Source organism: Streptomyces sp. MNU89 (assembly GCF_020982505.1).
In the GTDB taxonomy this organism is placed as follows: Bacteria; Actinomycetota; Actinomycetes; order Streptomycetales; family Streptomycetaceae; genus Streptomyces; species Streptomyces xinghaiensis.
In genome coordinates this window covers 4,353,246-4,369,690 of the sequence record NZ_JAJKLL010000001.1, presented here as the reverse complement: position 1 = coordinate 4,369,690, position 16,445 = coordinate 4,353,246, and the positions used below count along the sequence as shown (strand labels likewise).

Here is a 16,445-nt window from a genome sequence, read left to right as displayed (position 1 = left end):
GGCGGAGCCCTTGACCGAGACCAGAACCGGGGCAGACCCGGACCCAGACTTGGCACTGCCCCGCGGCAGGACTCACGACAACCGGCGGTAGTCCGACGCGCCGTCGCCCCGGAAAGGAGCAGGCCCACGATGAGAAGAAGCCGGGACGCCACGGGAAAGGCCCGGGACCGGGGCCGGGGCACACCGGGCTTCTGGAACGCGCTGCTCGGCCGGAGCAAACCCGTCCGGCCCGACCTCGACCAGCTATTCGGCCTCCCCTCGGCGGCGATCACTCTGCAGGCGGCCGCAGGCTTCACCCCGACCGGAGCGGGCTCGGTCTGCTTCGCCACCATCGAGGGCGGCGCGTTCACCGAGGTCCGCCAGGAGGTCCGGGCCCTCCTGGACGCGGACTCCGAACGCGGCGGCGTACCGGTGGAGTTGATCCGCGACGACTTCGGGTACTCCTGGCTGCTGTCCCGCCGCGCCCCGGACGAACTGCCCGCCCTGGTCAACGATCTGCACGCGGTGAACACCGCCCTCCAGGACAGCGGCTTCGGCCCGCAGCTGCTCTGCTCCCTCGTCACCTTCCGCAACACCGAACAGCGCCCGCTCGCGCTGGTGTACCTCTACAAGCGCGGCACGTTCTACCCCTTCGCGCCCCTCCCCGGCGAGAAGCGCGACAACCCGCTGGAACTCCAGGTCAAGGCCGCGATCAAGGACGACCTCCGCCTCGAGGAAGACCTGAGCCGCTGGTTCCCCCTCTGGGGCGCCCCGGGGCTGTGACGGGGCCACCCGCCTCCGGGTACGGACCCCGCGGCGAAGACAGCGATCCGCGCCACCGCTCCACCCGAAGGCCGATCCAGATCGGGCACCAGCAGCCCGCCCCAAGCCGCTCGCCACCGCGCTCCAGCAGATGAGGCCAAGCACCGCCCGCCCCACTGCCCCCTGGCGCTCACCGAGCACAGCAACCCGATGGCCTCTGGATCTCCACCCGCTACACTGACCGCGGCGGCACAGCCCCTCACCGGGCCCGCTGCCACAGCCCAGCCTCCGTAGCTCAGGGGATAGAGCACCGCTCTCCTAAAGCGGGTGTCGCAGGTTCGAATCCTGCCGGGGGCACCAGCCAAAACACCCCGGACCGATCATGGTCCGGGGCGTTTGGCATTCACTCCATCGTCGGCGGGGGCAACCCACACCGGTGACACCCCTTGAGCAGAAGATCCATGTGGTTGAGCCCTCCCACTGGGCGCCGACCGCACTTCAGGCGCGGGAGGCAGCTTCGTGTACGCCCAGTTCGGCTGCCAGTGACCGCAGTTCCTCCGACGGTGCCCGGCTCATGGCCAGCAGGTCGGACACGAGCTGCTTCACTGCGGGCATGGCGCGGACGATGTCGGGCGAGAGGTTTTGTGCCGCCCGAACGGCCGTCACGGCATCGGCGATCTGGCGCCGCTGGGCGTGCGCCCGGGCCACGTCAAGCCGGAAGCGCGTCTGCCGCTCGGGCGACAAGGACGAGGCATCCACCCGGGCGGCCGTCCGCAGCGCGACTCCCGCGTCCCCGAGGTCCACGGCGACGGCAATCTCGTGCAAGTCGACGTTGGTGGGCCCGAATTCGGTGTTGTAGTCGTTGCGGCCGGGGCCGACCCGCTCCGCCATGTCCCGGGCCTGCCGGATGTACTCGTAGGAGTCATCGGCCTTGTTGGCGCGGGCGGCGGCGACGGCGCGTTGCAGGGTCAGGGCCCCACGGAGGGCGACGGCCTGAACGTCGCCGGATTCGGCCAGCGGTTGCAGGGCGTCGGCGGCGGTGCCGGACACCTGGGCGGCCTGGTCGTAGTGGCGGGCGCCGAGGAAGACGATGGAGAGACGGAACTCCCCGGCCGCCATCAGCAGCGGATCACCGGCCCGCTCTGCGGCGACGACGGAACGGTCCACGGCGATCCAGGCCGCTTCCGGCTCCCCCATGTTCGCCAGGGCCGCACTGCACGTGTGGTACATGCCGGCCAGGAGCCGGAACAGCTCGGGACGCTCCGGTTCTGGCGCCGACCGCACCGCCGCTTCCAAGGCGGGCACCAGCTCGGCCAACAGCTCGGACAGGTCGGCGTAGTTGCCCTCATGGGTCAGGGTCCAGGCACGTTCGACCTGGGACCGGAGCGCGGGAATGTCCGGCTCCTCGTGCTGCCCGAGGATCGCCTTGAGGGAGTGGGCCGCACTCAGGACCAGACGGAGACGACTGGCCCCGGGCGGCTCCACGGCGGCCGACGCGACGACGGGCGCCTCGGCGGCCAGCTCGGCGAGTGGCACGTCCAGGACGTCGGCGACCTTCTCCAGGACCGTCATCCGGTCGATACGCCGGACCCCGCGCTCCACCTGGGAGACCCAGGCTTCCGACCGGTCCAGAAGAGCGGCGAACTCCTTCTGGGAGAAGCCACGGCGCTTGCGGTTGAAGGCGATCTTGCGCCCGAGCGCCTTCTCATAGTCGGGACTCACACCGCCACACCCTTGCCGGACACGAAGTCCAAGCGATCGACTTCAGTGGAGGACAGATACTGCTCACGCTCGGCGAGGAACACCTTCACGTACTCCTGCTCCTCGTGCGCCCGGAATGCCGCCTCGTCCCGGTAGAGCTCGTAGAAGATGCGCTCCAGTGGCCGGCCCTCCACCCGGTGCACGGTGTAGATCAGCGTTCCGGGCTCATGGGCCTTGATCTGCTCGCCGGTCCGCGCGACCAGCGCGTCGAACCCGGCCGCCGCTTCCTCGTCCTTGCAGGTGAAGCGGACCATCAATCCGAACATCTCGCGGTCTCCCTCCTGTGACTGCCTGGGGCACCTCCCGCTTTCGAGTGACGTCTCACCGTGCCACCCGCACTAATAGTGCGATCTGGCACTTCAGGTACTCACACGCCGGGTACGGTGCTAGTACTTATTGTACGGCTCTACCTGATCCGGGTCAGCACAACCGCCCGACCGAACAGGAAAGCCGCTGGTGAGCGCCATGGAGGAATGCCATGCCCACATACCGCCGCACCTTCCCCGGCCAGCCCGAAGAGGTCCACAACGCGCGCCGCTTCACGGTCCAATGCCTCAGCGACCCGACCACCGCCGCGACGGCGGAACTGATCGTGAGCGAGCTGGCGACCAACGCCCTCCGCCACACCACCAGCGGCAGCCCAGCCGGGGCCTTCCACGTCACCCTCAACCAGACCGCGCACGCCCTCACCGTCTCAGTGACCGACGCCGGAACCACGGACACCAAGCCGGAGTTCCACCACCCCAACACCGAAGCCACCTGCGGCCGAGGACTCGGCATCGTCGCTGCACTCGCCGAGCGGGTCGAGGTCCACGGCGACCACTGCGGGCGGACCATCACCGCCGAACTCCCCATGCCCCGCGCCGGAGAGCACCGGTGCTGATGACAGCCGACGAACAACAGACAGCCTGCCGACTCCCGCTCAGCATCACGGCGGCCGACTGCTGGTGCCAGGCCATCGCCTACACCCCCACAGACGGCCGCACCTTCCAGCCCGGCCACCACCTCGCGAGCACTCCCCGCCTGGCCATGCGCTGGCTGCACGGCCGGGCCCGGGACATCGCCGACCAACTCGACCCAATAGCAGCCCGGCCGGCGCGCCACTGGATCCATGACCACGCCGAGAACGAACGAGCGTTAGCGACCCTCACCCAGGGCGAGCCATACTCCTTCGCCCTCACCGAGGACACCACCCGCTACATCCTCTCGGCCCACCCCACGGGAAGCCCGCGATGACCCACCACCCAGAGAGCACCCTCACCCGCGGCTACTGGTGCGAATGCTGGGCCCAGACCGCAGCCACCGGCCAAGCCCCGGTCCTGCTCGCCTCGTTCAACACCACGACGGCAGCCGAGGCGGTCAACTGGATCCGTGTAGCCCTCCGCACGATCAGCCCATCACTCGACGCCGAAGCCGCAACCAAGGCGAATGCCTGGCTCGACACCGGGCACCGCACCGACGCCCGAGCCTTGTCCGACGGCGAGTTGCGCACCGTCACGATCAGCCAGGCAGACACCCGCATCGAATGGACCGCACGCCCGGCCCTGTTCCTCACCCTGGCACACCGCCAGAACCGAGAACTCCCGCCATGCGCCCTGCTCTTCAACCAGCGGCCCACCACACGCCGAAGCCGAAGCGTCAAGCATCTACCGGGACCGGACAACAGCCACACCGCCGCTGAGTAGAAATCTTCAGTACGGGTTCAAGCCCCGGCTGCGCTCCGCTCCGCCGGGCGCGCTTCCCGGCTCTGGCCGCGCCCGCGCTCCTGCCTTCGGCCCGCTCGGCGCCGCCGACGCCGACGCGCGCCCATGTGTGGATAGGGCCGGTGGCCATGAGCCGATCACTGCATAGAGCGGCCTGCGGTCAAGACAAAGCCTCCGGCGGGGGATCGGCCGGCACCGGGATGGAGGTGGCGCCGTTCCGGACTGCGGGCCCGTGGTGGCGTGCGCGGGGAGCTCCCATCCCGTCCGCCGTCGACCCAGGCAGAGCCGAGCAGACGCGGCCCATGGCGTCCAGGTCGTTCGTACAGTGGCGCGCTCCACCTGGACGCCATGGACCACGCCCGCTCCACGGTGTGTGGGTCGACGGCGGACGGGATGGGAGCTGGGTAGGTGGTGGCTGATGAAAAGCCGAGCGCGTGCGGCCCGGCCACACCCAAGATGTGAGGATGACGAGCAGCCAGAGTGATCAGCACGAACGCGCGATGTACGAGTTGTTGGGGCGAATGGTTTCAACGGCTGCCCACTTGGAGCTCCAACTGCAGATGCTTGCCACGCGTCTGGTGGAGACGCCGTACGCCGCTCACTGGGTCAACGGTCAGAACAGCAGCATGGTGATCAAGCTCATCGGAGACGTTGCCAAGGAGCATCCTGGCGTATCTCCAGAGCAGCTCACGGAACTTCAGGTAACCCTCACAGAGTGCTCGCGCCTCTTCAGTCGGAGGCACGGTTACGTCCATGGCGCTTGGTCAGTTGCCGGTGCCGCTCCTGAGGAATCAGCCGCTTGGCAGACGATGCGGTTCACCCGAGGCAAGCAGAGACCGACATTCGCCCCTCTGTCTCTGGACGACCTTGCAGATTTGATCCGCAGGCTCGATGAAGTAATGACAGAGGTGATGGCTTGGCTCATCGGTCACATCAAGGCCACATCTGGGGATCGCCTGGTGATCGTCGAGCCGGAGGGAGAATCAGATACGCCGAACTCCGACTGACTGTTAAGACAGGTTGCGCCGCCTGACACCAACAGACACGGACTGCGGCGTTCTACTACGACCCAGCGCGAACGCTAAGTCAAGAGCTCTGACCGGTCCCTACAGGCTACTGACAGCCCGTGATCGACCTGATGCGGATGAGGCCAGATCTCAAAGCCTATGTGCCGCGCGGGCGCCGACCTCAACCGATGGACGGCGGGTATCCGTAGGGAGGGTTCGTCGGTGTCCGGCTGTCACCGGGTTCGTGCGGGTGGTGCGGTGAATACACGAGGAAGCTTGCCGAGCAGGCGGAGCGTCGCACCGTGATCACCCAGAATGCCTCGCTCCGCCATCCGGCGCCTTCACTCGCTGGTGGTGTCGCCCCAGAGCATGCGGAGAATCCAGGCCACGAGAGCCCGCACGGCGCCAGAAGCGGCTCCAGTGCAGATGGCGCGGGCGGTGTCGGAACGCCGGTTGGCAGCCTGACGGTCAGTCAATTTACGTCTCCATCTTGGTGGAGCCCCCGGCGGGCCCCTCGGTAGCAAGTCAGTCATGCATGCATGCACGGACCTCGAACCAACCTCGCGGGGTTCTAAAGTGGGGCTCATGTCGAGGACTGTCCCTAGCGCTGCAGACGCAGCCCTCATCGAGAAGCTGAGCAGGAAGGGTCTGAAGGTCAGCGCTGCCCAGCTCGAACGCTGGAGGGCCGTCGGCGTCGTACCGCGAAACAGGAGAACGCACCTCGGGCGCGGAAAAGGCTCAAAATCGACCGCCGACGATGTCAGCGAAGAACTAGTTGAAGCCATGGCGATGGTCAGCCGAAATGGCCGGTCGGTGCATGAAGCAGTACTCCGACTCTTTACCGTAGACCCTCGCTCTCAGGACCTGTATGAGCCGCACCTGCCGATTCCAGAAAAAGCAATTCGGTCCGCCTTCGATTGGTTCGTTCGGCATGGAGATCAAAGCGTCCACCGGCGCATCGAGAGAGCCTTAAAGCGCACAGGAAAGCGAGGTGATGAGGCCGCTGACCTCATTGCAAGGATCGCTTCTCGGCACTACAGAAACACCGCGCTTCTTCACCCCCCGCCAACTGCGGAACATCGACCACCCACCTGGACCGCCAGGAACGAACAGAGCATTCAATTGCTTACAGCCCTGACCATTGGCAACTTTCTGGGGGCCGAAGAAATTGGGACGCAGAAGCTGGCCGAGGTACTTGCAGACGGCGGGCCTTCTACCGCCACAAACGAGGATAGGAGGGAATTTGGAGAAACAGTTGCGAAGATTCTTGCCGCCCGCGAACTAGCAGGTGGGGAGCCACTTCAGCTCTCGACGGCCCCGAGCATGGAAGTCACGATTCGCCGCCTCAAGCAGACCGATTTAGAGCGGATTCTCGAACTTCGTGACAAGATCGCCCTAATCGCCCAGGTTGGATTCATCTACTTGAAAGTTCGGGGGGCTGAGGACTTTCGGGAATTCAGTCTTCGAATCCTGGATGCAAGTACTGAAACCATCGATGCGAACATGCTTCTCTATGCTGCCACCCCTATTGCGGCGACACTAGAAAGCTCCGCCTGGCATACGATGTCAGGTCTTATCGTCATGATCCTCATGGAGGACGATGCAGAATATTTGGACACGCTTGACAAGCTGGTTAGGGGTGTAGTCCCTGAACGCCTCGCCCATAGATTTATTGAATAATTTGTAAATCCTCCAGGCTATCCTTTTTCAAGTTGCGGCGCCTGGAGGGTCAGTCACTCTGCATTTTGCGCAACGTGCGAGAAATTGTCGAGACTCAACTCAATGGATGAATGCGCGGTGATCCAACTCCAGGAGACTCAACTCCGGTCAGTGAGTCAACGTGGCTCCTGTGCTGATGAGTTGAGACGTCGAACACCTCTCTCAACAGCGCAGGAGCCTCTTGCGTTGCGGAATCCTGCCTCGTCACCCGTCCGGTGGCCACTCTGAAAAGGGTCAGGCACTCAGGCTCCGGCTTCGCCGGAGTCCTCGTCGCCTGGGCTCAGGTAGAACCACCGGCGAACCAAGGTGTAACCGGGAAGGAGGTCGTTGCCCGTCAGTTCCTTGTACCTCGCCTTGGCCGCCTCGCTGGCCTGCTGACCGGCGGGGAGCCTCCGCAGGAAGGGGTCGCGGTCAGGGTCAAGGGAGGAACGACAAGGCTCGTCCGTGGCTTCACGTCCGGAGACCGGTTCGGAATCTCCGAGGTCCTCGGCGTCGTACCTCTCGCCGTCCTGCCTCGTGGTGAGGTGGGCAACCACGGTCAGGCCCACGACCAGAGTCACGGCGCCAACGATGTGGATCTTCGGCTTGTGCCTCTCGTACCAGTTCTTCGTCTTCTCGACGAAGGAGGCGGGCTCGCAGTCCTCGGACGTGGAGTCATTCACGCATACACGTCTACCGGACACATCCCCCATCCGTCAGGCAATCAGCTGACATCGCCCGATCAAGCTCAGTGGTAGGGGCGCAGCAAGGCACACGCGCGCCTGGTCGGCCGACTCGCCCGCCGTCGTGGCTGGCTGTCGTCGGCTAGCGTCCGTGCCACTGCCGTGCCAGATGCAGCGGTCAGCCACGGTCAACAAGAGTGTCTGACAGTGGAGTTGCCGGACATCTCACCAGGCATCGAAGCCGCAGGTCACCGGCCCGACGCACCAGCCTCTCTCCTAAAGCGGGTGTCGCAGGTTCGAATCCTGCCGGGGGCACCATGTGATGTCTCAAGACAGCGGAAACCCTCGAACCTACGGGTTCGGGGGTTTCGTCGTGTTGGTGGGGTGCTGGGGCTGGTAGTCGCGGGTGGGGTCGATGGTCAGGTCGCGCAGGAGTTCTCCGGTGGTGGCGTTGACGATGCGGACGTGGAGGTCGTCGACGAGGAGGATGACGCTGGTTCGGGCGTGGGTTCGTCCGACGCCTATGTGGGACACCGTCAGAACCGCAAGGGTTGCGTTCCTCCGGGATCGGAGGAACGCACGACGCTTTCCCGGATCACGCTATCGCTGGCGCGCAGAGTTGCCGTCAGTTCTCCTCGCAGCTCGTCCGGGAGGATTCCAGCACCGAGGGCGCAGGCGCGCACCAGCGCGCGACAGTCCTGCACTTGCCGGTCCATGGCGATCTCGGTGAACAGAGGATGAGCCAAGTTCTCGCGGGCCGCGTAGCCGTCTTCGGCGCCCGTCGTCCTGCGGTGGAGGTCCTCGACGATGCGGCGCGCGGTGAGCGCCCCGGCGGAGCCGATCGCGTCGAGGACTGTAAGTCCGAGCCGGGTGTCGAAGACGGTCATCCCGGGTTCGGTCTTCCGTCCGAGGTAGGCCGTCACCAGGTCCGCCAGGTGGCCGTCGATCGGCTGCCCGGCGTCGCGGCGGCATAGAACGGTCAGGCATGCCATGACGGTTTGCTCCCACGGATCGCCGGGCATCGTGTCGGCAAGGAGGGCAGCTGCCCACGCGGTGTCACCCGCAACGAGGGCGGCAAGTACGGCGACCTGTCGACCGTCGAGCATCCGCTTTCCGATGCCCTGGTGGGCTTCGATGTGCGCCAGCGCCTCGGCCCATCGCCCCTCGGTGGTGAGGGTGCGCGTGCCGTCTGCGAGGAGGACGCGCCACAGCCATGCGCGAACCTCCTGGCGGTCTTCACCGGTCGCAGTGAGGTCCGCAGGTACGTTGACGCCCTCGAACCGGGCGGCTGTGCCCGCCTCGACGGCCTTGTACAGGTTGAGGAGTCGCTGACGGCCCTCATCGGCGTGGCCGGCGCGGATCTGGAGGCGAGCGAGATTGACGACCGGTTCCAGTCCTCGGATCGCGCTCATGCCAGGGAGGGGACAGGCGTGGAGGTAGGCGGCGGCGTGCTGGTGGCACATCTCGCGGGCGAGGTCGGGGAGGTCGAGGTCAGAGGCGATGAGCGCGGCCTGGTTGTAGACGGCCGATGCGAGCCCCTGGTCGGTCTCTTCCACCGCAGCGTCGGCCAGATCGACGAGTGCCCTTACGCGTGCAGGCAGGGGCAGGCAGGCGGGGCGGAATCGGGCGACGAGCGGGAAGCGCTGGGCTATGGGGCCGTGCGGGTCCATGGGTCCCCCGGGGTCGAGAGTGAGGACTGCTGAAGCGACGGTGCCCGCCAGCCGTGTGCCGATGGGCACCGTCCGCTACGCGTGGGACGTCATCGCCAGTCGACGACGATGCGGTTCAGCGGCGTGTCGAGGGCGAAGAGACCCGGGCGCCGCTCGATCTGAGGGGCATCGAGGGGCTGGATCTCGAACGTGGCCTCACGACCTCGGTACTCCCTGTCCCAGGTACGGATGGTGTCGGCGACCTTCGCGGCCAGCTCGTCGCCGCCGGGGCCGTGGCCGATGACGCCGAACTCCCAGAGCTTGCCACCCTCGGGAGTCTTCTTCTTCGACAGGCGCCGGGCGAGATATGTGACGGCACCCTTGTCGACGACCGCGGTCGACGAGGGGTAGGGGTCCTCGGTGAGCAGAGTGCCCTTGGCGCTCTGAGGGAACAGCATCCGGATCAGACCGGAGGGCAGGGAGCAGGTGACGAACAGTTCCATCCACTCCGGCGACTCCATGGCGCGGACCGTCATGCCGGTCCACTCCTCGGTGCGCGGCTGGTCAAGTACGCCCGCGAGGGCGTCGGCGTCAATGTTGAGCCCGGCGGGGGCCTGGAGTCGTACGGCGCCGTCCGTACTGAGAGGGATCACTCGGCGGTCGTCGTCAGCGATGCCCCGCCGAAGCGGCATGAAGGTGTTCATCTCGCTGCCGAGGGACACCCACCGGCCGTCGCGCTGCTCGTAGGCGATGGAGCGGGAGACGGTGCCCTTGAGGCGCTGGGGGACTAGGAGCCGGCCGCCGGGAGCGAGCTGCTGCAGCCAGGCGTGCGGTACGCCGTGCGCGCCGACGGTGGCGATGATCCGGTCGTACGGCGCTCCTTCGGCGTAGCCGAGGGCCCCGTCGCGGGTCACGGCCTCGGCGTTGGTGATTCCGGCGGCGGCGAGGTGCGTGCGGGCACCCTCCACGAGGTCGTCGTCGACGTCGAGGGTGGTCACGTGTCCGTTCTCGCCGACCAGGTGGGCGAGCAGACCGGCGTTGTAGCCGGTGCCGGCACCGAGTTCGAGGATGCGCTCGCCGGGCTGGGCGTCGAGCTGGTCCAGCATGAGGGCGACGACGCCCGGTTGGGAGGCGCAGGAGATGGACGTGCCGTCGGTGTCGTACTTGATGTGCACGGGTGCGTTGGCGTAGGCGTCTTCGAGGGACGCCTCGGGCACGAACACGTGGCGGGGCACGGTCCGCAACGCGGCTTCGACGGCGGGCGTGCGGGCGTGCCCGTCCGCGCGGAGCTGGTCGACCAGGGCGTTGCGGAGGCGCTCGGCGTCCGCTGTGGGGGTGGTGATCGTGTCGGTGTTCACCGCGCCGACGCTATCGATGTCGGCCGTTGCCTCGGGGGGCGACTCGGTGTGGTCACTCGTTCCCATGACTACCTCTCGTGCGATGTGGGACAGGGCGCTCTGGTCGTCCCGGAGGAGACCGGCGCGGTTGGCGTGGAAGATCACGTGGTGGGCAATGACGGCACGCAGGCCACGGGTGAGGGCGCCGCGGCCTGCGAGTTCGGCGAGCGTGGCGCCGGCCTGTTCGAAGGCGGTCACCCATTCCTCGTGAGCGTGGAGTGGGCCGCCCAGGCGGCAGACGCTGTAGGCGTCAGCGGTCATGAGCTTCCGCATGGCCGGAGTCAGTTCGGCGGCTCGTTCGGGTGGTTGTGGAGCGGTGGCCGGTCGAAGAGCTGCGACCTTCGCCCATACGTCACCCTGTTCGAACCAGTCGAGTCCAGCACCGCGCATCATGACGCTCGCCAGCAGGACGGCGGTCTCCCGGCGTCCCAAGTGCATCGGGTTCGGCTGGTAGGTGAGCAGGTGGCGGGAGTCGCTGTGGAACAGTTCGTGGGCTGCATCCATGGCCTCGGGTCCGCCGAACGTGTCGGTCTCGGGCTCGTAGATGCCGGGCAGACACGACACGGCCACGCCGTCGCCGATGAGATTGCTCAGGAGCGACTCAATCGCTGGTGAGGGCTTGCCGGCGAGGTAACGCAACGGCCAGGGCTGCTTGTTCATGAACCACCAGCTGGTGAGCTGCCCGTCGGCCTCGGCCTGGATCAGGGCGGGGCCGATGCGTTCGGCGATGGTGCGCCGGGCACTCTCGCGGTCGAAGAAGGTGATGTTGTGCTGCTGCCAGCGGTCGGGAGGCATAGAGGTCCTTCGGTCGGTGGATCAAGAGATGAGCAGGCATGCGTCCCAGGCGGACTGGGGTGGTGCTGCGGTGCTGGGCGCGAGGAGGGCCAGGGCTGTGCCGGCGGCGCCGTCGAGTAGGCCGGGTCCGCCTTTCTCGTCCTGGATGAGCGCCGTGGCCATGAGTTCGGGGTCGGTGCCCGGAGGGGTGACCGCAGCCAGGAGGGCCGGGATCGCGGCGCGGAGTCTTCCCGCGGTCGAGGGGTGGGCATCGTCGGCCGTACGCGCGGCAGTGTGGGCGAGGCCGGCGAACCCGTGGCAGAGGCCGTTGTCCGTCGTGGCCTTCAGCTGCTCGAGGTCGGTGAGGGCGGCCACGAGCGCGTTCTCCGCGTCGATCTGGCGGCTGGCATCACCGAGGGCCAGCGCGGCAAGTTGCTGGGCGCGGGCGAGGCCGGCGGTGCCGTAGCACCAGGAGGGCCGCCGGGGCGCGGAGGGGACGAGACGCCCCCTGCGCAGCTCGCCCTGAGTGACCCAGTACGGCCAGACCGGCCCGCCGTCGGCCTTCTGCTTCCAGCGGTCCAGCCAGGCCAGGATGGTGCGCAATGCTGCATGGTGGCCATCGATGACGGAGCCGTTCCGAGCGGCGAGGGCCAGGAGGGCGAGCACGCCGCCGATGCCGTGCGCCATACCGGTGTTGGCGTGCCCGCCGGGGAATCGGTCGTCCGGACTGCCCGAGGGCCCGGTCTCCGCCCACCAGCCCGGCAGGGTCTCGCCGTGGTGGGTGATCGGTTCGGTGAGCCGCACGCAGTAGTCGAGAACGGCGCGCATCGTGGAGCTGCCGGGGTTTCGGCGCAGTAGATAGGCGCCGTATCCGGTGAGGCCCCGGATGACGTCGAACTCGGCGAGCTGCGGCAGGCGTCCGGCGTCGATGCGGCGGTGCGCGGCGTCGAGACGGCGTCCGACGTCGACTGCGACCTGTCCGTCCATCGCGTCGAGGGCGCGCTGGTAGGAGCCGGGAAGGTGGTCGGCGGCACAGCTCAGGGCATGGGCGAAGGCGGGCACTCCGTAGAACGGGTGGCTGTCCGAGCCGCTGGTGAGCGGCTGCCGGGAGGCGGCGGTGAGCCAGTCGTGGGCGCGGTACCACGGGCCGAGGCCGTTCGCGGCCAGCTCAATGTGCAGGAGCGCGATTCCGGGCGGGCCGTAGGCGAGGTGCTGCCGGTCCGAGGACAGAGTCCTGGAGCCGAGGGGCACGGTGTCGGGGTCGGCGAGCTGAGCGGCGATGGCGTCGACCAGGCCGAGCGCGGGGTAGGCGGTCACGAAGCCCTCCCCCTGGTGCGGGCGGTCCAGGCCAGGGCGGCGGCACGCGCGAGGTAGAGGCACACCTCTTCCTCCGGGAAGTTCACGGCGACGTGGCGCACGAAGTGAACGTGCAGCAGGGAGGTCAGGACGTCGTCGACGGCGATGCCCTGGGTGTCCGGGCCGGGCAGGTGCGGCCGGTACGCGGCGAGTGCCGCTTCCCGGTCGGCCCGTCCGGACACGATGGCGTCTCCGCCCGGGACGCTACGCAGGGCTGACCAGTCGTCGCTCGGGTCGGCGAGCCGTACGGCCTCGGTGAACTGCGGGCGTGGAACCGGTTTGGGGGCTGTCGGCGGAATGTGGTCGATCAGCCACCGCATACCGGCTGCGGTGCTGCCGAGGAACGCAGAGGCGATGGCGACCGTGTGGGCCGCAACCAGCGTGCGCAGTCCGGGGCGCTGTGGCTGCGCGAGCTGGGCCAGGACGGCGCGCGAGTCCGCCCGGAACACCTCCTCGGCCGCCTCCCATGCGGTGCCGGAGCCCCAGCGGCCCATCTCACGGTAGGAGGTGGGATAGCGCAGGTCGGCCATCAGTCCGATGCTTCGCAGCTCGTCGGCCCAGGCGCTCACCGTTCGGGCCGTGTCGGCGAAGGCTTCCGGGTTGGGGAGGGCGATGCGTACGCGGAGGTGTTGGTCCGGGTCGCGGAAGCGGATGAACCACCACGGCGGGTTGCCGAGCTGTTCGAGGAGGCCGGGCAGGTGCCGGAAGAGCAAGACGTCTTGGCGGCGGGGGTCACCGTAGAGGGCAGCCAGAAGAACCGACGAAGAGGCAGGCGTCTGCATCTGGGCCGCAGACAGGGCACGGGCCCGGCTGGGAGCTGGCAGTGGCGGCCATGTCGACGGCCTGGTTGCTTTGAGTGGCACCACGACCTCGTGGGCTCGCCCGCCGCACCAGCCGTACGCCTCTGGTTCCGGGGCCTCGACGAGTACGGCCAGGCGCGTCCGGTCGAGGTGTTTGCGCAGGAGCGCACGGTGGCCGGCCTCGTCGAGGTCGAGGAAGAGGCGCCGGTCGTCCTCCATGAGGTAGACGCGGCGCGGCAGCCTCCGCCGGGCACGCCAGTCGCTGAGCGCGGCGTCCCACTCGGCCCGAGGGCGGGCATGGCCGGGCAGTTCGGACTCTTCCAGCCGCCAGCGTGCCGCGGCCAGCACGATGCGGCCGTACCGCAGACGTGGAAGGAACGGCATCGCCGTTGCGACGCCCCAGTCGAAGACGGTGACCTGCGCGCACTGGGCGCGGGACAGTTCGGTGAGGAACCGCACCAGTGGCGGAGTGTGGGTGCGCAGATTCAGCGCGTGCATCCCGACGGCCTCCACGCGGTGGCCTCGCTCGGGGATGGCGAGGTACATGCGGCGGCCGTCGCACCCCACGGCCAAGTCCTTCGGGGTGAGGACGGTGTCCTGCGGGGCGCGGTGCTCCTGAAGGCTGATCACGGTGGGTAGAACCTGTGGGGAGCGGGTGACGTGGGCGCTCTCGGAGAGCAGGGGCGGGAAAGAGAGCTGCGCGGGCATGGTGTTGCCGTCTGCGGCTGGGAGGTCGGCAAGCTCTGTGACTAGGGCCTCCCGGTCGGCGGGGGCCAGCACGCTGAGGAATCGGCCCGTGGAGACGCCGACACCACGGGACACGCTCACGGCCTCCAGCCGGAACCGCCCGTGCTGCAACTCCTCCAGGCTGGCTGCGTGCACCCGCACCACGATCTCCAAGTGCGGCGGCAGCCGCGGCTCGTCGGGACCCACGTCCAGGGCCTCAATCTGTTCGTCCGTGAGGATCACTTCGTCACGGCCGTCGAGCGCGGCGGCCTGAGCCAGCCGTACGAGGGCGTCATCCCGAGCGGAGACGCGGGGCCTGCGTGCGCTGGCCGGAGCGCCTGGGTAGCCGTCGGGATAGCCGGTGCCGCTGTCCGCCACGGTCTCCGCGAGCGGCACCATCGTGCCGATGCCGTACCGCTCGTAGAACCGCTGGTGGTACTCGTTCCAGGCGGCGGTCCCGTACGGGCGGATACTCAAGCGGGTCAGGATGAGAGCGGCGCGCTCGATCTCTCGGGCGACCGCTTCCGGCAGAACGATCTGCGCGTCCAGGCGGAGGTCGAGCGCGACGGGGTGGCGACGCAGGCCAGGGACGAGGCTTCGCATCCGCGCCGCGGCGCTGTCCCGGCCGCCGCGCGTGGCGCACTCCTCCAGGCCCGCCCGGACCGCGTGGAGTTCGCGTACGGTCTCCGCGACCGGGGCGAGGCGTCCGGCGTCGATCGCGTCGAGTTGGCCGAGCAGATACCCGAGGGCGTCGATCTCGGTGCTCGGAGCGTGCAGGCTCGTGATCAGTACCCGCCGCCGGATCAGCTCCGCAAGCAGTTGACACGCCTTCTCGGGACCGGCCTCGGGGAACTCCGCCTGGAGCTTGTCCACGAGGGTGCCGAACCGGATCGGCGCGCGGCTCGCGGCAAGGACCGCGCGCACCGGTCCGGTCAGGGCCAGGGACCCCTCGACAGCGCGAGTCCGGTCGTCCTGGACATCGGGCTGGAACGGCACGATGAGCCGGTCACCCCGGTACGTCACGGTGTTGTTGATGACGACGGGCAGCCGTTCGAGGAGGTCTGGGCACGACTCCAATCGTGCGACCAGGGCCGCCAGCCACTCTGCCCCCGCGCGGCCGACGGCCATGTGCTCCTCGCCCCAGTCGGCCTGCGCCTGCGGGCCGAACTCCGCGGTGGCCACGCCGGCGAACAGGCCGAAAGGCGTAGCCCGGTACAGGGCCCGCAGCAGGTAGCGGGCCACGGACAGCGCCGCGCGCTGCACATCCCGGAGGGCGGGATACTCAGCCGTGCAGAGGGCCCCCACCTGTGCGGCCAGGACCGGGCTGGAGTGCTGGAGTGCCTCGGCGACGTCCTTGTCCGCCCAAACCGCGCGTAGCCACGCCACACGGGCAGACGAACCACTGGGCGAGCGGTCATTGAGGTCAGGGCATGGAGGAAACGGCAGCGAGGGCCATGCCACGGCGCGGACGAGAGCAGTGGGACCGGTGCGGAACGCTACGGGCGGAGCAACCACCGAGTACCTCCGTACGTGAGGGGCCGGGCGGCTGGTGCCGCCGCGTGGAATCGCGGCGGCACCAGACCGGGGTGATCTCGGGACCGGGTCAGGCGACGTTGGTGGTGCAGGCGCCGCAGGTGGACCCGCAGTTGTCGTCGGTCAGGTTGACCAGGCCGGCCGGGTCGGCGATCTCGACGAGGGAGACGTCCAGGTCGAAGCCGTCCGACGCCCCGGGGATCTCTGGGCGTACTTCGGTGCGGCTGGGAACTACGGTGCTGCGCGTCATGCTTCAACTCCTCGTAATCGTTGTGGTGTTCCTGGGCCGGAGCGCCCACCAGGCGCCGCCACGGGAGTGTTGCCAGACGGCTGCTCCCCGGACGGCTCCTGGCCGCCCGGCACGAGGGGGCGTGCTCCGCGTAGGAAGTCCTCGCGGGGTGCCTGCCTCACGCCGGGAAGTCGTGTGCCGTGAGTCTGATCAAGCGGATGCCGGGCGCCGCTCCATGAAGTAGGCGAGCGCCTGGGACTTGAGGCGATCGAGGCACGGCTCGCACGCGTAGAAGGGGGCGTGCTGCCCGTCCCACTGCACAGGGCCGAGCCAGATCACCAGGACTCCGGTACGTCCGCAGCCGAGCCAGCAATCACCGGTGATCCAC

Annotated in this window: 16 protein-coding genes and 1 tRNA gene; 7 read left to right on the top strand and 10 right to left on the bottom strand. The window is 68.3% G+C overall.

What is annotated here, in order from left to right; translation table 11 throughout:
• Positions 1-129: 129 nt before the first annotated feature.
• The gene (locus E4N63_RS18860) at positions 130-762 is read left to right on the top strand and encodes a hypothetical protein (protein WP_228429499.1); all 633 of its coding nucleotides are present in this window, start codon (positions 130-132) and stop codon (positions 760-762) included.
• Positions 763-1,025: 263 nt separating this feature from the next.
• Positions 1,026-1,101 (top strand) — tRNA-Arg (locus E4N63_RS18855).
• A gap of 138 nt (positions 1,102-1,239) precedes the next feature.
• On the opposite strand, the gene E4N63_RS18850 is transcribed toward E4N63_RS18855, so the two are convergent.
• On the bottom strand, positions 1,240-2,463 hold the full coding sequence (locus E4N63_RS18850; protein WP_230241256.1) for a helix-turn-helix domain-containing protein: 1,224 nt from the start codon (positions 2,461-2,463) through the stop codon (positions 1,240-1,242).
• Positions 2,460-2,768 carry a putative quinol monooxygenase gene (locus tag E4N63_RS18845; RefSeq protein ID WP_230241255.1) on the bottom strand — a complete coding sequence of 103 codons (309 nt, stop codon included), beginning with the start codon at positions 2,766-2,768 and terminating at the stop codon, positions 2,460-2,462. Before E4N63_RS18845 ends, E4N63_RS18850 begins: the two co-directional genes overlap by 4 nt.
• A 212-nt stretch (positions 2,769-2,980) precedes the next feature.
• Here E4N63_RS18845 and E4N63_RS18840 point away from each other — a divergent pair, with 212 nt between their 5' ends.
• The 4 genes from E4N63_RS18840 to E4N63_RS18825 all read left to right on the top strand — a co-directional run bounded on the left by E4N63_RS18840 (position 2,981) and on the right by E4N63_RS18825 (position 5,212).
• Complete coding sequence (locus tag E4N63_RS18840) at positions 2,981-3,385, top strand: ATP-binding protein (RefSeq protein ID WP_230241254.1); 405 nt, start codon at positions 2,981-2,983, stop codon at positions 3,383-3,385.
• Positions 3,385-3,738 carry a hypothetical protein gene (locus tag E4N63_RS18835; protein ID WP_230241253.1) on the top strand — a complete coding sequence of 118 codons (354 nt, stop codon included), beginning with the start codon at positions 3,385-3,387 and terminating at the stop codon, positions 3,736-3,738. The genes E4N63_RS18840 and E4N63_RS18835 overlap by 1 nt, the downstream gene beginning before the upstream one ends.
• Positions 3,735-4,187, top strand: coding sequence for a hypothetical protein (locus tag E4N63_RS18830; RefSeq protein ID WP_230241252.1), 453 nt, complete (start codon positions 3,735-3,737; stop codon positions 4,185-4,187). Before E4N63_RS18835 ends, E4N63_RS18830 begins: the two co-directional genes overlap by 4 nt.
• Before the next feature lie 482 nt (positions 4,188-4,669).
• Entirely contained in the window at positions 4,670-5,212 is a 543-nt protein-coding gene (locus E4N63_RS18825; protein ID WP_230241251.1) for a hypothetical protein, read from the top strand.
• Positions 5,213-5,553: 341 nt separating this feature from the next.
• Here the strand turns inward: E4N63_RS18825 and E4N63_RS30670 are convergent, their stop codons facing one another.
• A complete protein-coding gene (locus tag E4N63_RS30670; protein ID WP_268271026.1) occupies positions 5,554-5,688 on the bottom strand; it encodes a hypothetical protein in 135 nt (44 codons plus the stop codon).
• 109 nt (positions 5,689-5,797) lie between these two features.
• Here E4N63_RS30670 and E4N63_RS18820 point away from each other — a divergent pair, with 109 nt between their 5' ends.
• On the top strand, positions 5,798-6,892 hold the full coding sequence (locus tag E4N63_RS18820; protein ID WP_230241250.1) for a hypothetical protein: 1,095 nt from the start codon (positions 5,798-5,800) through the stop codon (positions 6,890-6,892).
• A 281-nt stretch (positions 6,893-7,173) separates the two neighbouring features.
• On the opposite strand, the gene E4N63_RS18815 is transcribed toward E4N63_RS18820, so the two are convergent.
• The 7 genes from E4N63_RS18815 to E4N63_RS18785 form a co-directional block, all read right to left on the bottom strand.
• Entirely contained in the window at positions 7,174-7,593 is a 420-nt protein-coding gene (locus tag E4N63_RS18815; RefSeq protein ID WP_230241249.1) for a hypothetical protein, read from the bottom strand.
• A 351-nt stretch (positions 7,594-7,944) separates the two neighbouring features.
• Positions 7,945-8,127: a hypothetical protein gene (locus tag E4N63_RS18810; RefSeq protein WP_230241248.1), complete on the bottom strand. Its 183-nt coding sequence runs from the start codon at positions 8,125-8,127 to the stop codon at positions 7,945-7,947.
• 2 nt (positions 8,128-8,129) lie between these two features.
• A complete protein-coding gene (locus tag E4N63_RS18805) occupies positions 8,130-9,263 on the bottom strand; it encodes a hypothetical protein (RefSeq protein WP_230241247.1) in 1,134 nt (377 codons plus the stop codon).
• Between the two features lie 89 nt (positions 9,264-9,352).
• Positions 9,353-11,434, bottom strand: coding sequence for a methyltransferase, FxLD system (gene fxlM / locus E4N63_RS18800; RefSeq protein ID WP_230241246.1), 2,082 nt, complete (start codon positions 11,432-11,434; stop codon positions 9,353-9,355).
• Positions 11,435-11,455: 21 nt separating this feature from the next.
• The gene (locus E4N63_RS18795) at positions 11,456-12,730 is read right to left on the bottom strand and encodes a lanthionine synthetase C family protein (RefSeq protein WP_230241245.1); all 1,275 of its coding nucleotides are present in this window, start codon (positions 12,728-12,730) and stop codon (positions 11,456-11,458) included.
• A complete protein-coding gene (locus tag E4N63_RS18790; RefSeq protein ID WP_230241244.1) occupies positions 12,727-15,681 on the bottom strand; it encodes a lantibiotic dehydratase in 2,955 nt (984 codons plus the stop codon). The genes E4N63_RS18795 and E4N63_RS18790 overlap by 4 nt, the downstream gene beginning before the upstream one ends.
• Before the next feature lie 217 nt (positions 15,682-15,898).
• Positions 15,899-16,078, bottom strand: coding sequence for an FxLD family lanthipeptide (locus E4N63_RS18785; RefSeq protein ID WP_230241243.1), 180 nt, complete (start codon positions 16,076-16,078; stop codon positions 15,899-15,901).
• Positions 16,079-16,445: the final 367 nt, after the last annotated feature.